This window comes from Intrasporangium sp. (assembly GCF_040414665.1).
In the GTDB taxonomy this organism is placed as follows: Bacteria; Actinomycetota; Actinomycetes; order Actinomycetales; family Dermatophilaceae; genus Intrasporangium.
On record NZ_JBEDUL010000064.1, the window covers coordinates 182484 to 201153 of the forward strand.

General features: G+C 70.2%; 19 protein-coding genes and 1 riboswitch. Of the genes, 15 read left to right on the plus strand and 4 right to left on the minus strand.

Translation table 11 applies throughout. The features are described 5' to 3' along the window. The first annotated feature begins 4 nt into the window (after positions 1-4). The 7 genes from gcvH (at position 5) to ABF401_RS07840 (ending at position 7734) form a co-directional block, all read left to right on the plus strand. Positions 5-397 (plus strand): glycine cleavage system protein GcvH, encoded by a 393-nt coding sequence (gene gcvH / locus ABF401_RS07810; RefSeq protein ID WP_353508968.1) that lies wholly within the window; start codon positions 5-7, stop codon positions 395-397. A 101-nt stretch (positions 398-498) separates the two neighbouring features. Then, the gene (locus ABF401_RS07815; protein ID WP_353508969.1) at positions 499-945 is read left to right on the plus strand and encodes an FHA domain-containing protein; all 447 of its coding nucleotides are present in this window, start codon (positions 499-501) and stop codon (positions 943-945) included. Positions 946-957: 12 nt separating this feature from the next. Further along, positions 958-1707: a transcriptional regulator FtsR gene (gene ftsR, locus ABF401_RS07820; protein WP_353508970.1), complete on the plus strand. Its 750-nt coding sequence runs from the start codon at positions 958-960 to the stop codon at positions 1705-1707. 53 nt (positions 1708-1760) lie between these two features. Then, positions 1761-2255 carry a bifunctional nuclease family protein gene (locus tag ABF401_RS07825; RefSeq protein WP_353508971.1) on the plus strand — a complete coding sequence of 165 codons (495 nt, stop codon included), beginning with the start codon at positions 1761-1763 and terminating at the stop codon, positions 2253-2255. 154 nt (positions 2256-2409) lie between these two features. After that, the gene (locus ABF401_RS07830) at positions 2410-2994 is read left to right on the plus strand and encodes a MerR family transcriptional regulator (RefSeq protein WP_353508972.1); all 585 of its coding nucleotides are present in this window, start codon (positions 2410-2412) and stop codon (positions 2992-2994) included. A 67-nt stretch (positions 2995-3061) separates the two neighbouring features. Next, positions 3062-3177, plus strand: a riboswitch (glycine riboswitch). 81 nt (positions 3178-3258) lie between these two features. After that, on the plus strand, positions 3259-6174 hold the full coding sequence (gene gcvP / locus ABF401_RS07835) for an aminomethyl-transferring glycine dehydrogenase (RefSeq protein ID WP_353508973.1): 2916 nt from the start codon (positions 3259-3261) through the stop codon (positions 6172-6174). A gap of 69 nt (positions 6175-6243) precedes the next feature. Next, positions 6244-7734 (plus strand): glutamate-cysteine ligase family protein, encoded by a 1491-nt coding sequence (locus tag ABF401_RS07840; RefSeq protein ID WP_353508974.1) that lies wholly within the window; start codon positions 6244-6246, stop codon positions 7732-7734. Positions 7735-7823: 89 nt separating this feature from the next. On the opposite strand, the gene ABF401_RS07845 is transcribed toward ABF401_RS07840, so the two are convergent. Beyond that, complete coding sequence (locus ABF401_RS07845; protein ID WP_353508975.1) at positions 7824-8462, minus strand: histidine phosphatase family protein; 639 nt, start codon at positions 8460-8462, stop codon at positions 7824-7826. A gap of 32 nt (positions 8463-8494) precedes the next feature. On the opposite strand from ABF401_RS07845, the gene ABF401_RS07850 reads away from it, so the two are divergent. After that, positions 8495-9364, plus strand: coding sequence for a PhzF family phenazine biosynthesis protein (locus ABF401_RS07850; RefSeq protein WP_353508976.1), 870 nt, complete (start codon positions 8495-8497; stop codon positions 9362-9364). A gap of 16 nt (positions 9365-9380) precedes the next feature. Here the strand turns inward: ABF401_RS07850 and ABF401_RS07855 are convergent, their stop codons facing one another. Continuing rightward, positions 9381-10136: a TrmH family RNA methyltransferase gene (locus tag ABF401_RS07855; RefSeq protein WP_353508977.1), complete on the minus strand. Its 756-nt coding sequence runs from the start codon at positions 10134-10136 to the stop codon at positions 9381-9383. Positions 10137-10246: 110 nt separating this feature from the next. On the opposite strand from ABF401_RS07855, the gene ABF401_RS07860 reads away from it, so the two are divergent. The 6 genes from ABF401_RS07860 to ABF401_RS07885 all read left to right on the plus strand — a co-directional run bounded on the left by ABF401_RS07860 (position 10247) and on the right by ABF401_RS07885 (position 15764). Further along, on the plus strand, positions 10247-11419 hold the full coding sequence (locus ABF401_RS07860) for an LLM class flavin-dependent oxidoreductase (RefSeq protein ID WP_353508978.1): 1173 nt from the start codon (positions 10247-10249) through the stop codon (positions 11417-11419). Further along, positions 11416-12027, plus strand: a complete 612-nt coding sequence (locus tag ABF401_RS07865) for an FMN reductase (protein ID WP_353508979.1) — start codon at positions 11416-11418, stop codon at positions 12025-12027. The genes ABF401_RS07860 and ABF401_RS07865 overlap by 4 nt, the downstream gene beginning before the upstream one ends. A 41-nt stretch (positions 12028-12068) precedes the next feature. Further along, a complete protein-coding gene (locus tag ABF401_RS07870; RefSeq protein WP_353508980.1) occupies positions 12069-13325 on the plus strand; it encodes an APC family permease in 1257 nt (418 codons plus the stop codon). Positions 13326-13431: 106 nt separating this feature from the next. Further along, a complete protein-coding gene (locus tag ABF401_RS07875; protein ID WP_353508981.1) occupies positions 13432-13818 on the plus strand; it encodes a DUF2695 domain-containing protein in 387 nt (128 codons plus the stop codon). Positions 13819-13915: 97 nt separating this feature from the next. Further along, positions 13916-14536 (plus strand): L-threonylcarbamoyladenylate synthase, encoded by a 621-nt coding sequence (locus tag ABF401_RS07880; RefSeq protein ID WP_353508982.1) that lies wholly within the window; start codon positions 13916-13918, stop codon positions 14534-14536. A 43-nt stretch (positions 14537-14579) separates the two neighbouring features. Next, the gene (locus ABF401_RS07885) at positions 14580-15764 is read left to right on the plus strand and encodes a Fic family protein (RefSeq protein ID WP_353508983.1); all 1185 of its coding nucleotides are present in this window, start codon (positions 14580-14582) and stop codon (positions 15762-15764) included. Between the two features lie 84 nt (positions 15765-15848). On the opposite strand, the gene ABF401_RS07890 is transcribed toward ABF401_RS07885, so the two are convergent. Beyond that, complete coding sequence (locus ABF401_RS07890; protein ID WP_353508984.1) at positions 15849-16991, minus strand: methyltransferase domain-containing protein; 1143 nt, start codon at positions 16989-16991, stop codon at positions 15849-15851. Positions 16992-17052: 61 nt separating this feature from the next. Between ABF401_RS07890 and ABF401_RS07895 the strand changes: the two genes are divergently transcribed. Continuing rightward, positions 17053-17544, plus strand: coding sequence for a winged helix-turn-helix transcriptional regulator (locus tag ABF401_RS07895; RefSeq protein ID WP_353508985.1), 492 nt, complete (start codon positions 17053-17055; stop codon positions 17542-17544). Positions 17545-17635: 91 nt separating this feature from the next. Here ABF401_RS07895 and ABF401_RS07900 read toward each other — a convergent pair whose 3' ends face one another. Beyond that, positions 17636-18637, minus strand: coding sequence for a M28 family metallopeptidase (locus tag ABF401_RS07900; protein WP_353508986.1), 1002 nt, complete (start codon positions 18635-18637; stop codon positions 17636-17638). Positions 18638-18670 lie beyond the last annotated feature (33 nt).

Here is an 18670-nt window from a genome sequence, read left to right on the forward strand (position 1 = left end):
GACCATGAGTGACCTCGACTATCCGTCCGACCTGCGCTACACGAGCGATCACGAGTGGATCCGCGAGGCTGACGAGGACAACGTCGTCCGTGTCGGCATCACGTCGTTCGCCCAGGACGCGCTCGGCGACGTGGTCTACGTCTCCCTGCCGGCAGTCGGCGACGCCGTGGCTGCGGGTGACGCCTGCGGTGAGGTCGAGTCGACGAAGTCCGTCAGTGACATCTACGCGCCCCTGGCCGGCGAGGTGACGGCCGTGAACGACACTCTCGACGGCACCCCCGAGCTGGTCAACTCCGATCCGTATGGCGAGGGCTGGATGTTCGAGCTGCGCATCGAGGACCGCGCTGCCCTGGACGGCCTGCTCGACTCGGCAGGCTACGTCGCCACGCTCACCTGAGGCGGCACCGAGCCCTTTTCGGCGCGCCCGCGCGCGTCGTCGGGGCTGCCGGGTGAACTAGAGTGGAGAAACCCGAGACAGATCCGCAGCAGGAGGACCGCATGTCGAGCGACCAGCCCGACCAGGAGGACTACACGGTCGAACCCCGCACGATGCGGTTCCAGGGCGTGCCCGCCCCGGGGGCCGAGCACGCGGAGACACCCGACATCCGTGGCCTCAGTGCGGAGGACCAGGCGACGATCGAGGCGTTGCGGCCGGGCACGGCCCTGCTCATCGTGCTCCGTGGACCCAACACCGGAGCGCGGTTCCTCCTCGACGACCTCGAGGTGTCGACCGGGCGTCACCCGGACTCGGACATCTTCCTCGATGACGTCACGGTCTCGCGGAAGCACGCTGTCTTCATCGGCGGCGACCAAGGCTACGTCGTCCGTGACGCGGGCTCGCTGAACGGCACCTACGTCAACCGCGAGCGGATCGAGGAGGCGCACCTCCACACCGGGGATGAGGTGCAGATCGGCAAGTTTCGGCTTGTCTACTACGCGGCCTGACACACCGCCTCGATGACTGCGGGTCACCCTGACCGGCCCGGGATGCGAGGCGGCCTGACCATCGGCCACGTGCTGGAGCAACTGCGTGACGATTTCCCCGACGTCACGTCGTCCAAGGTGCGCTTCCTCGAGGCCCAGGGCCTCGTGACCCCCGAGCGGACCCCGGCCGGCTATCGCCTGTTCCGCGCCGAGGATGTCGAGCGCCTGCGGTACATCCTGACCGCGCAACGGGACCGCTACTGGCCGCTCAAGGTCATCAGAGAGGCTCTCGAGGCCCTCGACCGTGGTCTGCCCGTCCGCGCTGCTGACTCCGGGCGTCCACCTCCCTCGACCCGCACGTCGGATCCAGTGCCAGCCCCCACAGCGGACCTCCCAGCGGATCCCGAGCGGGTGCGCGCCACCGCCCTGCAGCCCCGAGGACGCGCGCGGCTCACCGGCCCTGAGCTGCGCCAGGCCAGCGGCATCGACAAGCCGCTCTTCTCCGCGCTCGAGAGCTTCGGACTGCTCCGTGCCGACGCGACGGGCCACTTCGCCGCGGAGGCCGTCGAGATCGCGGTGGCCGCGAAACGACTCGCCGAGCATGGCCTCGAGCCCCGCCATCTGCGCCCCTTTCGGAACGCCGCGGACCGCGAGATCGGGCTCGTCGACCAGGTGTTGGCGACCCGGCGCGGCAACGGATCCCGCGACGAGCGCACCGCCGAGATCCTTTCTGCCTGTATCGCTTTGCACACCGCACTGGTGCGAACCGGCCTGGCGCGCTGAGCCCGCTGGCCCAGCTGGCAGCTCCCCGGCCCCACGCGGGGTACGGTGGAGACGTGCGCGAGGTCGATGTCCTGGGTGTCCGGGTGGAGATGCCGACGAACCAGCCGATCGTGCTCCTCCGGGAGCGGGAAGGCGGCCGCTACCTGCCCATCTGGATCGGTGCCCCGGAGGCCGCCGCGATCACGTACGCACAGCAGGGGGTGGTCCCGCCGCGACCGCTGACCCATGACCTCATGCGCGACATCCTGGCCGCTCTCGGGCACGAGTTGACCGAGGTGCGGATCGTGGCGCTGCGGGACTCCGTCTTCCATGCGGCCCTCGTCATCGACGGCAAGACCGAGATCAGCTCGCGTGCGTCGGACGCCATCGCCCTGGCGTTGCGTACCGGCTCGAAGGTGCTCGTCGAGCCGAGCATCCTCGACGAGGCGGCCATCGTGGTCTCCTCGGACGAGGACGACGAGGTTGAGCGGTTCAAGGAGTTCCTCGACCACGTCTCCGCCGAGGACTTCGAGCAGCCCGGAGAACCCGGCCCACCGAAGGATGCCTGACCGGGCAGGCCGGCGGCGCGACACGGCCCTGGTCCACGAGCCGGTGATTGACGGTCCTCCCCCCGGGATCTACCGTCGAAGTGAACAACGCGACTGTAGTTACCCCGGTGTCGTCCACGCGACACCCATAGCCGTCTGACGAGGAGGACCTCCCATGGCTGCCATCGAGGACGCTGCACCTGACGGCGGTCGTGTCCCGGGCCCCTCGCAGGGAATGCTCTTCACCGACGACCTGCCGGATCTGGCCGACGATGTCGGCTACCGCGGGCCCACCGCCTGTCGTGCGGCCGGGATCACGTACCGGCAGCTCGACTACTGGGCCCGCACCGGACTCGTCGAGCCGTCCGTGCGAAGCGCGACCGGCTCGGGCACTCAGCGGCTCTACGGCTTCCGCGACATCCTGGTCCTCAAGGTGGTCAAGCGCCTGCTCGACACCGGCGTCTCCCTCCAGCAGATCCGAGTCGCCATCGACTACCTGCGTGGGCGCGGTGTGGACGACCTCGCCCAGATCACGTTGATGAGTGACGGGGCCTCGGTGTACGAATGCACGTCGGCTGACGAGGTCATCGATCTCGTTCAGGGCGGCCAGGGCGTCTTCGGCATCGCCGTCGGGCGGGTCTGGCGCGAGGTGGAGGGCGAGCTGGCGCAGCTGCCGAGCGAGCGTGCCGACGACGATCAGGCGGCCGCCCACCCCGACGACGAGCTGACCGCCCGCCGCGAGGCTCGCCACCTGGCCTGAGTGCCGGACTCACCGCTTGACGTGGGCGAGTGGCCAACGCCACGGCTGGTAGATTTGGCCCCGCCGTGCGACCCACATGGGAGAGTCCTCGGTCGACGTAAGGGTGCGTGACGCCCCCGTCGACGAGGCGCCGAAGGGGCAACATCCCCGGAACCTCTCAGGCACCCGAACCATGTGGCGAGGCACTCTGGAGGAGGTTCGGCGACGGTGCCGGACGCCGACAGTCGGGGAGCGTGTTCGTCCGCTCATCCGTGAGGAGCCCCGATGTCGTCCCAGTCCCAAGCCACGCTGACGCCCACCCTTGCCGACTTCGTGGGCAGGCACGTCGGACCCGACGCCAACGACGTCGAGCAGATGCTGCGCGTCGTGGGCCAGCCGAGCCTGGAGGCCATGTGCGACCGGGCCATCCCGGGGGCCATCCGGTCGACCGAGTCGCTGGACATCGAGGCCGCCGAGAGCGAGTCAGCCGTCATCGAGGAGCTGCGAGCCCTCGCATCACGCAACCGCGTCCTCACCTCGCTCATCGGGCTCGGCTACTACGGCACCATCACGCCACCGGTTGTGCGGCGCAACGTCTTCGAGAACCCAGCGTGGTACACCGCCTACACGCCGTACCAGCCGGAGATCTCCCAGGGACGACTGGAGGCGCTGCTGAACTTCCAGACCGCCGTCAGCGACCTGACCGGGCTGGAGATCGCCGGGTCCTCACTGCTCGACGAGGCCACCGCGGCCGCCGAGGCGATGTCCCTCATGCACCGGGCGAGCCGCGCCACCGAGGGCGCCGTCGTCGTCGACCGCTCCGTCTTCCCACAGACCATCGCCGTCATGCAGACGCGAGCCTCGGCCACCGGCCTTCCGCTCGTCGTCACGGACCTCAGTGAAGTGCGTACGCCCGAGGAGCTCGTCGCCGCTGCGGACGGCGCCCGGGTCGTCGGCGTTGTCGTGCAGTATCCCGACGCGTCGGGCGAGGTGAGGGACTGGCGCGCCCTCACCGAGGCCGCCCACGGGGCGGGTGCCCTCGTCACCGCGTGCGCCGACCTGCTCGCGCTGACGCTCTTCACCGCTCCGGGTGAGTGGGGTGCCGACATCGCCGTCGGGAGCGCCCAGCGGCTCGGGGTTCCGATGGGCTTCGGTGGCCCGCACGCGGGCTACATGTCGGTTCACAAGGGCCTCGAGCGGCAGCTGCCGGGCCGGCTCGTCGGCGTCTCGGTCGACTCACACGGCGCGCCTGCCTACCGTCTGGCGCTCCAGACCCGCGAGCAGCACATCCGGCGCGAGAAGGCCACCTCGAACATCTGCACCGCACAGGTGCTCCTCGCCGTCATGGCGTCGATGTACGCGGTGTGGCATGGCCCCGACGGCCTGACGCGGATCGCCCAGCGGATTCGCTCTCTCACCGTGGGCCTGCGAGAAGCCTTGGTGGCCGGCGGCGTCGACGTCACCACGGAGATCTGCTTCGACACCCTGACGATCTCGGTGCCCGGCCGGGCCGACCAGGTCGTCAAGGAGTTGGTCGACCATGGCATCAACCTCAACCGCGTCGACGCGGACCGCGTCTCGCTGAGTCTCGACGAGACGACGACTGCGCGCACGGTGGCCGCCGTCCTCCAGGGGTTCGGCCTGGACGCCCCGCCCACCGGGGAAGAAGACGTCACCAGAGCTGTCAGCGCCGAGCTGGACCTGCCCACGCACCTCGCCCGGACGTCGGAGTTCCTGACGCATCCCGTCTTCCATGCCCACCGCTCCGAGACGGCCATGCTGCGCTATCTGCGCCGTCTCGCCGACCGGGACTTCGCGCTCGACCGGGGGATGATCCCGCTCGGCTCGTGCACCATGAAGCTCAACGCCACCACGGAGATGGAGTCCGTCAGCTGGCCGGAGTTCGCCAACCTGCACCCCTTTGCGCCGGCGGCCCAGACCGAGGGCATCCGCCAGCTCATCGACGAGCTGGCCACCTGGCTGTGCGAGATCACCGGTTACGACGCGGTGTCGCTCCAGCCCAACGCCGGGTCGCAGGGGGAGTTCTCCGGGCTGCTCGCCATCCACGCCTACCACCAGGCCCGCGGTGAGGGGCACCGCCGGATCTGTCTCATCCCCGCCAGTGCCCACGGCACCAACGCCGCGTCGGCAGTCATGGCCGGGCTCAAGGTCGTCGTCGTCAAGACGGCCGGGGACGGCACGGTCGACCTGGCGGACCTGCGCGCCAAGGTCGACCAGCACCGCGACGACCTCGCCGCCATCATGGTGACCTACCCGTCGACGCACGGCGTCTACGAGGACACCATCACCGAGCTGTGCGAGCTCGTCCATGACGCCGGTGGCCAGGTCTACGTGGACGGCGCCAACCTCAACGCGCTCGTCGGGCTGGCCCAGCCGGGCACGTTCGGGGCGGACGTGTCGCACCTCAACCTGCACAAGACCTTCTGCATCCCGCACGGCGGCGGCGGTCCCGGCGTCGGCCCGGTGGCCGTGCGCGCGCACCTGGCACCGCACCTGCCCAACCACCCCCTCGCTCGGGAGGCTGGGCCGGAGACAGGCGTCGGGCCGGTGAGCGCGGCCCCCTACGGCTCCGCCAGCATCCTGCCGATCTCGTGGGCGTACATCCGGCTCATGGGCGGTGAGGGCCTGCGCCACGCGACCCAGCTGGCCGTGCTCAACGCGAACTACATCGCCGCGCGGCTGCGTGAGCACTACCCGGTGCTCTACTCCGGGCGTGACGACCTCGTGGCGCACGAGTGCATCCTCGACGTCCGGAGGATCACCGCGGACACCGGCGTGACGGTCGACGACATCGCCAAGCGCCTCATCGACTACGGGTTCCACGCGCCCACGATGAGCTTCCCCGTGGCGGGCACCCTCATGGTGGAGCCGACGGAGTCCGAGGACAAGCACGAGCTGGACCGGTTCTGCGACGCGATGATCGCGATCCGGGACGAGATCGAGGCGATCCACAAGGGCGACGTCCCCCTGGCCGAGAGCATGCTGCGCAACGCACCCCACACCGCCCACGCCATCGCGAGCGGGGACTGGGTGCACGAGTACGAGCGCACCGGTGCGGCCTTCCCGGTGGGCGTCGAGGCGGCGGACAAGTACTGGCCCCCCGTGGGGCGCATCGACGGCGCCTACGGCGACCGGCACCTCGTCTGCTCGTGCCCGCCGCCCGAGGCATTCGAGGACTGAGGGCCGAGAGGCGGCGACACCGGCCCCAAAACCTCGCGCCGAGGCTGCTTGTGTGGTTGTCTCGGTCTCGTGGGAGCCGAAGTCGAACAGGCGAGGTACACCCGAGAGCAGCGGCAGCGCTACCGCGAGAAGGTGCGCCGCGACCTGGACGTGTTCGAGCGGATGCTCGGCCACAGCCAGTTCGAGTTCGACCGGCCCATGACAGGGCTGGAGATCGAGCTCAACCTCGTCAACGGCGACCTCGGTCCAAAGCTCGACAACAAGTCGATCCTCGAGCAGATCGCCGACCCGGACTACCAGACCGAGCTGGCGCGCTTCAACATCGAGCTCAACGTCCGTCCGCGGCCGTTGCCCGGTGACGCCGCCCTCGAGCTCGAGCAGGACCTGCGTGCGTCGCTCAACCATGCCTCGGAGCGAGCCGCCGAGCTGAACACCGGCATCGTCGCCATCGGCATCCTGCCCACGGTCATGCCGGAGCACTTCGAGGGCGACTGGATCAGCGAGAACATCCGCTACGAGGCGCTCAACATCGCGGTCCTCGATGCCCGCGGTGAGGACGTCTGGCTCGAGCTCGAGGGTCCTACGGGGGAGCGCATCGCGCGGTACTCCGACTCGCTCGCCCCCGAGTCGGCGTGCACGTCGATGCAGCTGCACCTGCAGGTGGAGCCCGAGCGCTTCGCCGACCACTGGAACGCCGCCCAGGTCCTCGCCGGTCCGCAGCTGGCCGTTGGCGCGAACTCTCCCTTCTTCCTCGGCCAGCGGCTGTGGGCGGAGACCCGGATCCCGTTGTTCACCCAGTCGACCGACACCCGCTCCGTCGAGCTCCGCAACCAGGGGGTCCGGCCGCGTGTCTGGTTCGGCGAGCGGTGGATCACCTCGATCTTCGACCTCTTCGAGGAGAACGTCCGGTACTTCCCGGCCCTGCTGCCCGAGATCTCGGAGGAGGAGCCGGAGGACGTCTTCGAGAGCGGTGACATCCCGCAGCTGAAGGAGCTGCGCCTGCACAACGGGACCGTCTACCGCTGGAACCGGCCCATCTACGACATCGTCCGCGGCCGGCCGCACCTGCGGGTCGAGAACCGCGTCCTGCCCGCGGGCCCGAGCATCGTCGATGTCCTGGCCAACGCCGCCTTCTACTACGGGACCATGCGCGTCCTCGACTCGGAGGACCGGCCCGTGTGGACCCGGATGAGCTTCTCCGCGGCGGAGGCCAACTTCGAGGAAGGGGCGCGCCTCGGCATCGACGCCCGGACCTACTGGCCCGGACTGGGGGAGGTGCCGGCAACCGAGCTGGTGCTGCGTCGGCTGCTGCCGATGGCGCACGAGGGGCTCGAGCGCTGGGGTGTGTCGCAGGCGGTGCGAGACCGCTACCTGTCCGTCATCGAGCAGCGCTGCCTGACGGGCATGAACGGCGCCTGGTGGCAGGCGGAGTGCGTGGCGCGGCTCGAGTCCCGAGGGCTCACCCGGGACGCCGCGTTGCGCGAGATGCTGGCGAAGTACATGGAGGGCATGCACGCCAACCAGCCGGTCCACACGTGGGAGCTACCGAGGGAAGGCTGAGTCCCGCAGGAGTGTGCAGAACCGTGCCCGCGCTGGTGTCAACGCCGATGCCGTATGCCGCTGAGCTCGGTCGGTCGGCCACCGCCGGCTCAGCGCGTGGTGGAGTTCCGGAGCAGCCGCCACGGAGACAGGTTGTAGGTGCCGATGCAGCGGGTCGAGCGGTGGTGGGTCAGGATGCTCATCGAGCCGGGGTCGAGGATGAGGTGTTGCCCGAGGCGGGGGTTGGGGCCCAGCCAGACCGCCGTCAGGACCCGCAGGGCGTGCCCGTGCCCGAAGAGCGCGACGTCGCCCCGCTCGAGGCTCGGCCAGACCACGTCGATGAGCTGCTGGGCCCGGGCGGCGACCTCCTCGAGCGTCTCGCCGGGGGTGTCCCCGGGGACGACCCCGTCGACGAACACCTCCCACGGTCGGCCGAGCCGCGCCGAGATGTCCGCCGTCGTGACGCCCTCGTAGGCCCCGTAGTCCCATTCCCGCAGGAGCGGCTCGGTCTCGATATCCGTCAGCCCGGCCAGCTCCGCGGTGCGTCTGGCCCGCTGCAGAGGTGATGAGAGGACGCGCTCGAACGTCCTGTGCTGGAGGATCTCCCGGAGCTCGCGGGCTGCCTCCTCGCCCTCGGGCAGCAGCGGCAGGTCCGTCGTGCCGGTGTGCTGTCCACTCAGCGACCACTCCGTCTCGCCGTGGCGGAACAGGTAGATGCTTCCGGGCACGACACCGTCTGGCTTGGCCATGCGGCCAATGTAGTGCCCGGCAGACTCTCCTCATGGACCTGCGATTCGCACTGCTCAATGTCTTCTCCATCGATGGCGATCCGTTCTCGGGCAACCCGCTCTGCGTCTTCGAGGACGCCGCCGCGCTCACGGATCGGCAGATGCAGGCGTGGGCGAGGCAGTTCAACCTCAGCGAGACCACCTTCGTGACGGCGATGCACGCTGGATCGGCTGGCGTGGCCGAGGCGGACGTGCGGGTCTTCACCGCGTCCTACGAGATGCCGTTCGCCGGCCACCCGACCCTCGGGACAGCACACGTCGTGGCGGCGTCGGCCGGTGGCATCGACGAGGTGGCGCTGTCCCTGCCGGCGGGACGCATTCCGGTGCGCCGGGTGGGCGAGGGCTGGCGTTTGCGCGCCAACTCGGCGAGCGCTCGGTCACACCCGGCGACGGTGTCGGACATCGCCGAAGTGCTCGGGCTCGGGTCCCGGGCGGTCGCCTCCGACGGCGCGCACAGGGTCGACTCCGGCGTCGAGCAGGTCCTCGTGGAACTCGTCGACGCGGATGCGGTGCACGCATGCCGGCCGGACCCGAGCGGCCTGCGCGAGCACCTGTCCGTACCGGGCCGAGAGCCCCAGGTCTACGTGTGGGCCCGTACCGGGCAGTCGACGGTCTCGGCGCGGTTCTTCGCGGTGAGCGGCACCGTCCTCGAGGAGGACCCGGCAACCGGATCGGCGGCCGCAAACCTCGGGAGCTGGCTCGCCGTGACCGGACGGCGCGGCGAGGCCATCACCATCTCGCAGGGCGACCAGGTGGCGAGACCGTCACGGTTGGAGCTGACCGTCGACGACCACGGCACCGTCTTCGTCGGCGGGCGGGTCACCGAGGTCGGCGGCGGGACGGTCCGTGCGACGGAGGGGTGATCCGGTGGGGCGGCGGTCAGGCCCGGGCCCGCCGCACCAGCTCGAAGCACACCACCGCGGCGGCCGCCGCGACGTTGAGCGACTCGACGCCGCCCGCCATGGGGATCGACACCCATGTGTCGACGAGGCCGGTGACCTCCGGGCCGTGGCCGGAGGTCTCGCTGCCCAGGACGAAGGCGGTCGGCTCCGGCAGGTGGGCGGTGAACAGGTCGTCCTCGCCCTCGGCATCGAGTCCGACGACGTGGAACCCGTGCTCCCTGAGAGCCGAGACAGCCTCCGCGGCGGTGAAGGCCTTGAGGATCGGAGCTCGGAAGGCGACTCCGGCCGAGGCCTTGACGACGAGCGGGTCGAGGGAGGCGACACCCCGCCGCGGCACGACGATGCCGTCGACACCGGCGGCCGTGGCGGTGCGCAGGATCATCCCGACGTTCGCGGGTGTGGTGATGCCGTCGAGGACGAGAACGGTCCGAAGGTCGGCGTGGTCGAGCGCGACGGGGAGCGGGAGCATCCGCGGGGCGACGACGTCGGCGAAGACACCCTGGTCCTGCCGGCCGTTTCCGGAGAGCTTCTTGACTCGCTCCGCGGACGCGGACTGGACGCCGATGCCGCGTCGGCCAGCAGCCTTCCTGATCTCGGTCAGCCCGGCTCCCCGGGCCCCTTCCGCGATGACGACCTTGTCCACGTGCAGGTCGGGATCGAGCAGGACCTCGTGCACGGGGTTGCGGCCGTAGACCGTGATGAAGCGGTCTTTCGGGGAGATCTCTGGGGTCACCCGGTCAGGATCGCACGGCCCTTCCGAGGGGGTCGGGAAGGATCGGGAATGTGCAGCGGGGGACCGATGTTAATGTGCTTGAATCGTCAATTAACTAGGAGCTGGGACACATGCAGTTCGGGATCTTCACCGTGGGGGACGTCACGCCCGACGCCACGACCGGTCGCACACCGACCGAGCACGAGCGGATCAAGGCGACCATCGAGATCGCCAAGAAGGCCGAGGAGGTGGGCCTCGACGTCTTCTCCACGGGTGAGCACCACAACCCACCCTTCGTGGCGCCCGCCAACCCGACCGTGCTGCTCGCGCACCTGGCGGCCGTGACCGAGCGCATCGTCCTGACGACCTCGACGACCCTCATCACGACCAACGACCCGGTGCGGCTCGCCGAGGACTACGCCTACCTCCAGCACCTGGCCGACGGGCGCATCGACCTCATGATGGGCCGCGGGAACACCGGGCCGGTCTACCCGTGGTTCGGCAAGGACATCCGCGACGGCATCCCGCTCGCCATCGAGAACTACGCCCTGCTCCATCGGCTGTGGCGTGAGGACGTCGTCAACTGGCAGGGCAAGTACCGCACGCCGCTCCAGGGCTTCACGTCGACCCCGCGCCCGCTCGAGGGCGTGCCGCCCTTCGTGTGGCACGGCTCGATCCGCAGCCCGGAGATCGCCGAGCAGGCGGCGTACTACGGCGACGGGTTCTTCTCGAACCACATCTTCTGGCCGGCCAGCCACACGAGGCAGATGGTCCAGCTCTACCGCCGCCGCTTCGAGCACTACGGTCACGGGTCCGCGGACCAGGCGATCGTCGGCCTCGGCGGGCAGGTCTTCATGCGGGGCAACTCCCAGGACGCCATCCGCGAGTTCCGCCCGTACTTCGACAACGCGCCGGTCTACGGCCACGGCCCGTCGCTCGAGGACTTCATGGCGCAGACGCCGCTCCTCGTCGGCAGCCCCCAGCAGGTCATCGAGGCCACGCTGGGCTACCGCGACTACGCCGGCGACTACCAGCGCCAGCTGTGGCTCATCGACCACGCCGGACTGCCGCTGAAGACGGTACTCGAGCAGCTCGACATCCTCGGCGAGGAGGTCGTCCCGGTGCTGCGCAAGGAGTTCGCCGCCCTCAAGCCGGCCCACGTGCCGGACGCGCCGACCCACGCGTCCCTCGTCGCGGCAGCAGGCGGGGCGCACGACGGGACCGTCTACGCGGCCGCCGACGACGTCACGGGTGCCTCGCCGGACGAGTCCCGCACCCCCGCCACCCAGGGAGCGATCAGATGACCACCCGCCTCACCGTCATCACCGCCGGCGTCACCGAGCCGTCCTCGACGCGCTTGCTGGCGGACCGGCTCACCGAGGCCGTTGTCCGCTCAGTTCCCGGGGGCGATGTCGAGGTCGAGGTCATCGAGGTGCGCGACATCGCCCACGACCTGACCAACAACGTGCTCACCGGCTTCGCGTCTCCCGCGCTGCAGGAGCGCCTCGACGCCATCGTCGGGGCGGACGCGCTCATCGTGTCGACACCGATCTACAGCGCCTCCTACAGCGGGCTGTTCAAGATGCTCATGGACGTCCTTCCGGCGGAGTCGTTGCGGGGCAAGCCCGTGCTGGTCGGCGCCACCGGCGGTACGGCCCGCCACTCGCTGGCGATCGACCACGCGCTTCGGCCGTTGTTCGCCTACCTCGGCGCCCTCGTCGCGCCGGTTGCCGTCTTCGCGGCGTCGGAGGACTGGGGGAGTGTCGACGCAGGGCATCTCAGTTCCCGGATCGAGCGAGCGGGTGCGGATTTCGCGCGGATCGTCGCAGGGGCGCCCGCCCCACGACCTGTCGACCCCTTCGAGGACGTCACGCCGTTCGAGTCGCTCCTTTCGGACGCCTCCCGCAGCTGACGCGCCACCTGCTGTCCAGGTCGACCTGACACACTGCGGGCGTGTCCTCCCATCGCGGTCTCGCCCGCCGGCTGACCACGGCCGATGCGGTGCACATCGGCGTCGGCTCCATGGTCGGCGCGGGTCTGTTCACCGCCTTCGCCCCTGCGGCCGCTGCCGCAGGGGCGTTGCTGCTCCTCGCACTGGGCGTGGCAGCCGTCGTGGCGTTCTGCAACGCGACGTCGTCCGCGCAGCTCGCCGCGCAGTATCCGACGTCCGGAGGCACCTACGTCTACGGCCGGGAGAGGCTGGGCCCGTGGTGGGGGTTCATCGCGGGCTGGGGCTTCGTCATCGGCAAGACCGCCAGCTGCGCCGCCATGGCGATGACCTTCGCCGCCTACGTCGTCCCGGGCGACTGGCAGCGCCCTGTTGCGATCGCTGCCGTGATCGCCCTCGCAACCGTCAACTACCACGGCGTGACCCGCACGGCGCGCCTCGCGCGGCTGCTCGTGACCGTCGTCCTCATCCTTCTCGTCGTGACGCTCGTCGCGGTCGCGTCGGGGGCGCCGCCAGCGCCGGTCAGCCTCGGGTCCCCGGTCGGCTGGACGGGAGTCGCCGAGGGCGCGGCCCTGCTCTTCTTCGCGTTCGCCGGGTACGCGCGGATCGCAACGATGGGGGAGGAGGTCTCGAGCCCGCGCCGGACCATTCCGCGGGCCATCATCATCGCCTTCGCCGTGGTCGTGCCGTTGTACGCCGCCACCGGGTGGATCCTGCTCGACCGACTCGGTGCACCCGCCCTTGCCGCTGCCGAGGCGCCCCTGCGCGACGCTGCCGAGAAGACGCCGTATGCCGCATGGCTCGCTCCCGTCGTTGTCGTGGCCGCCGCCGTCGCCGCCCTGGGCGCCCTCCTCTCGCTCGTCGCCGGGGTGGGACGAACGGCGCTCGCCATGGCGCGGGAGGGCGACCTGCCCAGTGGCCTGGCGCGGGTCCACGAGCGCTATGCCGTGCCCCACGTCGCCGAGGCCGCACTCGCTGTCGTCGTCTCGCTACTCGTGCTCGTCGCCGACCTGCGCGGGGTCATCGGCTTCTCGTCGTTCGGGGTGCTCGTCTACTACGCCATCGCGAACGCCGCAGCGTTCACCCAGACCGGGCCTGACCGGATCTACCCGCGCGGCCTGCAGGTGATCGGTCTCGTGGGTTGTGGCGTGCTGGCGTTCACGGTGCCGGTCGAGGCACTCGTCGCAGGTGGCGTCATCCTGCTTGCAGGGGTCGCTGGCCGGGCGATGGTGGTGCGGCGCCGGGCCGGCTCTGGGGCGTGATCGGTGTGTCCACATCCCCGCCGTCCGACTGAGGACGTCCACAGGACCAGCTCGGCCCGTGGCGCCAGCACGCTGCACCACAGAGGCTGGCCGGGAAGGGAGGACCATGTCCAACGTCATCCACATCTTCACGGGCACCTCGATCGATCCCGACACTGGGGTCCTGCCCCGCCCCGGTGAGTGTCTGGCGTGCTTTGTCCATCGGATGGTGGGAGCGGCCCGCTGCAGTGACTCGCTCGGCTGGGCCGAGCACTACCGACTCGCCCGCGCACCGCGTGCCGTGAGCCTGACGAAGCGCCTTGCCGCCCAAGGGGCCAGCTGCGACTGTGCTGTCGTCACGGATCTCTGGCGTCCCAGCATCGCGCTCTGGAGCCGCTACGGCGCCGTCGATGATCTGGCGCCGCCGAAGGACCTGCCGCCCTGTGGCTCCGTGAGGGCCGGCTCCACCAAGCCGTGCGCCCTGTGGGTGCCGGGCGCGGGCCTGGCCCTGTGAAGCGCGGGGCCGTCGGATGGGGGCGCGGATGCCGTCGCCAGGTGAGCCCAGCTCGAAGCTCGGCCGCAAAGGTCGGTCGACATGGCAGGGTTGCGTCATGGCGAAGTACTTCGACGTGCACCCGGTCGACCCGCAGCCGCGGGCCATCGCCCAAGCGGTGCAGATCCTGCGCGATGGTGGGCTGATCGCATACCCGACCGACTCGTGCTTCGCCCTGGGATGCTCGCTCGACAACCCGGAGGGGAAGGACCGGATCCTGCGGATCCGGGGCCTCGACGAGCGCCATCACTTCACGCTCGTGTGCGCCGACTTCACCCAGCTCGGGCAGTTCGCCCAGCTCGACAACGCCGTCTTCCGGGCGGTCAAGGCGCACACCCCGGGGGCGTACACGTTCATCCTGCCGGCGACGAGGCAGGTGCCGCGTCGGCTGCTCCATCCGAAGAAGCGGACGGTCGGGGTGCGCATCCCGAACCACCCCGTCGTCCGAGAGCTGCTGCGCGCCCTCGGTGAGCCGATCCTCTCGAGCACGCTGCTGCTCCCCGGCGACGAGGAGCCGATGACGGACGGCTGGCAGATCAAGGATCGTCTGGACCATGTCATCGACGCCGTGATCGACTCCGGGGAGGCCGGTCTGGAGCCGACGACCGTGGTGGACTTCTCCGACGGCTACCCGGAGATCACGCGTGTGGGGGCAGGCGACCCGGCGGACTTCGTCTAGTCTTAGTTAGGGATAAGCACTGATCCTTAACTAGGAGGCGCGCATGCTCTGGCCGTCGATCAGCGCTCGGCTGGCGCCGTGGTCCTCCGCACCCGAAGGCATTGCGACGACCTCGAGGCGGGCGCGTCGAAGCACTCCGACGACCTACCGGCCAGCGGTGGTCCCGGAGATCGCCGCGGTCCCCGTCGAGCTGCCGGGGGACGTCGCGGCCGACCTCGACGACGCGACCCGGCTCCTCACCGCCTTCGATGCTGGGGGAGCGGGGGAGGTGGCTCCGTTCGCGTCGATCCTGCTCCGCTCGGAGAGCGCCGCAAGCTCCCACATCGAGAACCTCACCTCCTCGGCCCGCGCCCTGGCGGAGGCAGCGATCGGGGCCGGTGATCGGACCAATGCGGTCGCCATCCTCGCCAACGTCCGGACCATGCAGGCTGCGATGGACCTTGCGGGGGACCTCGACGTGGCCTCCATCCTGTCGATGCACCGGGCCCTGATGACAGGTCAGCAGCGCGTTCGGCCCGGGCGGTGGCGCGAGGAGCAGGTCTGGATCGGGGGGAGCGGCCTGCATCCCGGTGACGCCGAGTTCGTGCCGCCCGTGGCCGCAGACGTCCCGGCCCTGATGACCGACCTCGTCACCTTCCTCGATCGGGACGACGTGCCACCCCTGGCCCTCGGGACACTCGCTCACGCGCAGTTCGAGACGATCCACCCCTTTGCGGACGGCAACGGCAGGACCGGCCGGGCCCTGCTCCATGCGTCACTGCTCAACACAGGTGTCATCCACCAGGTCACCGTCCCGATCTCGGCAGGCCTCCTCGTGGCGAAGGACCGGTACTTCGCGGCGCTCGGCGCCTACCGGGCCGGCGATGCCGAGCCGATCCTTCGGTGCGTCGCGGATGCCGCCCGCGCAGGCGTCTCGGTGGGCGAGGGCCTCGTGAACCGGCTGCGCGAGGTGCGGGCCGAGTGGAGCCGACGCGTCGAGGCGCGCTCGGACTCCGCAGCATGGCCCATCGCCGACCTCCTGCTGCGTCAGCCGGTCGTCACGGCGAAGCTCGTCATGGCAGATCTCGACGTGTCGGCGCCTACCGCGCAGGCAGCGCTGTCCCGTCTCGTGGGCGCCGGCGTCCTCGTGGAGTCGACCGGGTGGAAACGCAACCGCGTCTACCGGTCACCTGAGGTCCTGGACGCCCTGGACGGTTACGCGGCGGGCCTCGGCCGTCGCAGCAGATGACCCGTTTCATTGTGGCGAATCTCCTTGTGCGACAAGATAATTCGCCGGTAATCGACATTATGAAGTTGAACCGACGCGGTGGGCTCAGGTCCGCTCGAGCCGAACCATGACCTCGTGGTGGTCCGTCTGGGGGAACATGTCGAAGAGCCGTGCCTCCCGGACGCTGAACGACGGCATGAGGGCCAGGTCTCGGGCCAGCGAGTCAACGTTGCAGCTCGAGTAGATGACCTCTTGAACCTTCGACTCCTCGAGCCGACCGGCCAGGTCGGACCCGATTCCGCGCCGTGGCGGGTTGACGATGACGAGGTCGGCGGAAGACAGTCCGGCGTCGGGCTCGGCCGTGGCATCCGCCGTCGTGAAGCGGATCGGCCCGACGTCCGGGTGCTGCCGCCGCAGCTCGCTCGCGCTGGCCCGGGCGCTCTCGACGGCGTCGGGGGCCACCTCGATCCCGACGACCTCACGCCCTGAAGCGGCGGCGTGGAGCGCGAACCCGCCGACCCCGCAGTAGAGATCCCAGACCGAGTCGGGGGAGCGTTCCTCGACCCACTCACGCGCCTGGCGGTAGAGCGCGGCCGCCACAGCAGTATTGGTCTGGAAGAAGCTGTTGGGGCGCAGCCCGAGCACGACGTCGTTGACGCACATCGGCAAGGTGGACCGGTCCGTCAGCAGGATCTCCGTGTCGCCCTCGAGGATGGCCTTGTGCTCGGGCTGGAGGTTCACCGAGACGACGGCGATACGCGGCAGAGCGGCCACCAGCCGCGGCAGGGCCTTGCGGATCCTGGGGATCTCGTGACCGGTCCGCAGGACGAAGCGGATCATCAGCTCGTCGTCGGGGGAGTGCGTGAGGATGAGGTACTTGAGCTGGCCACGACGGGCGGGCACGTCGTAGGGCTCGAGTCGGAGCGAGTCGATGAAGCCGGCCAGCACGGGAAAGGTCCGTGCGAGTCCCGGCTCGTAGAGCCCGCACTCCGTGAGGTCCACGCCTCGTCCGGAGTCGTCGAGGATGCCGAGGGTGACCGCGCCGGTCCGACCGGCAACGACGAGCTTGGCCTTGTTCCGGAACGCGGACTCGGGTCCCGCCACGGCAGGCAACCACGTGATGGAGGGGGCCACCTCGGCCAGAGCGGCGGCGCAACGCTCCTGCTTGGAAGCGAGCTGAGCGGCATACGGCATCCCCATGAGGGTGCAGGAGCGGCACCGGCCACCGTCGAAGTAGTCACACTGCATCGCCGCCAAGGGTACCGGCGAAGCGATTTCATGATGCAAGTCGTCCATCTACACTGGACCCGTGCTCGGCAAGACGTACGACTCGGAAGTGTGTTCGATGGCGCGCGCCCTGGAGGTCGTGGGGGAGCGCTGGAGCCTGCTCATCCTGCGCGACGCACTGTTCGCCGGGTCGACGCGGTTCGGCGACTTCCAGCGCACACTGGGGATCGCGACGAACGTCCTCGCGGCGCGACTGGAGGGTTTCGTCGCGGCCGGGATCATGGAGCGGCGACCCGGTGCGGGCCACCCGGGGACGCCGGAGTACGCCGTCACGGCCAAGGGGCGCGATCTCGTCCCGGCCATCGTCGCGCTGACGCAGTGGGGCGACCGATGGGCGGCGCCGGACGGACCGCCCATCGAGTACCGCCACACCGAGTGCGGCGAGGCCGTCACCAGCGGTCTGAGCTGCGCCGGCTGTGGCCTCGTCGACGATCCGGCCGAGGTCCGGGCTCAGCCGGGCCCCGGCATGCCAGCCGACGTTCTCGCCCACAAGCGGAGCCTCCGGCGCGGCTGACGCCGCTGGCCCGACGAGATCCGGGGGAGGCCGGGGAGAGTCCGCACGGGACGGTCAACGTCAAAATGTCATAATGTCGATTATCGGCGTTCTAGGTACGACGCGAGGGCTGGTCATCACGACCCCGCAGCCAGGTCCACACCACGGTCGCCGACCGGCCGAGCTGGCGCGGGTCGACGACGCGGGACACGTCCTTGGACGAGTGGTACTGGTCGTACGGGACGCTGCCGATCCGGGCCGCGGCGATGCCGACCCGCTCGAACGACACGTGGTCGCTCGCCCGGTTGACGCACGACTTCGTGCGGATCGTCGCAGCGGCTCGCAGGTCGTCGGCCACCGCCGTCGATCCTCGCCCACCGTGACACACGGGCACGGCCGTGGTGAGGCGGCCGACGCGGTCAAGGGCGACCATCCCCCTGACCGCCTTGCGCTGCGCCACGTCGAGACTGTCCACGAAGTACCGCGAGCCGAAGGCGTACCACTGCCAGCCTGATCCCCGGGACTCCTCGGCGCCGAAGGCGACGAGGCGAACCGGGAGCTTCGCAGGCTGGTCGCGCAGCATCCTGGCCAGCTCGACGAGGACGGCAACCCCGGAGGCATTGTCCTCGGCACCCGGAGCCTGCGGCACCGTGTCGAGGTGCGCGCCGAGCACGATGTGAGGGCGATGGGGATCGAAGCCGGGCGGATCCGCGACGACGTTGACCGTGGTCCCCGATGGCACCTTGACCCCCCACGACGTTCCGGCCGGCACGGGCACGTTCTGCTTGGTCACCGTGTAGCCCAGGGCGGTGAGCTCGTCCGCCACGAGGTTTGCCGCGCGTCGGTAGGCCGTGCTCACCGCATCCCTGGGCCCGATCTCGGCCAGCCGTTCCACCAGCCTGTAGGCGGCGGAGGCATCGAACGCTCGGGCGGGCGTCGTCACCGGCGGGGTGAGCGTCGGCGCAGTGGTCCCGACCGGGGTCGGTGAGCTGGACGTCGGGTGGTGGCTCGAAGGGAGAGGCGCTGGCGTGGCTGCAGCGCAGGCGCCGAGAAGCACCCCGAGCGCGACGACGGCGCCGAGGGCCTGGACCGGGCGGGACGGGTGGAACGGCATGCGCCACCACCGTACGACGCGTTGTCAAGGCGA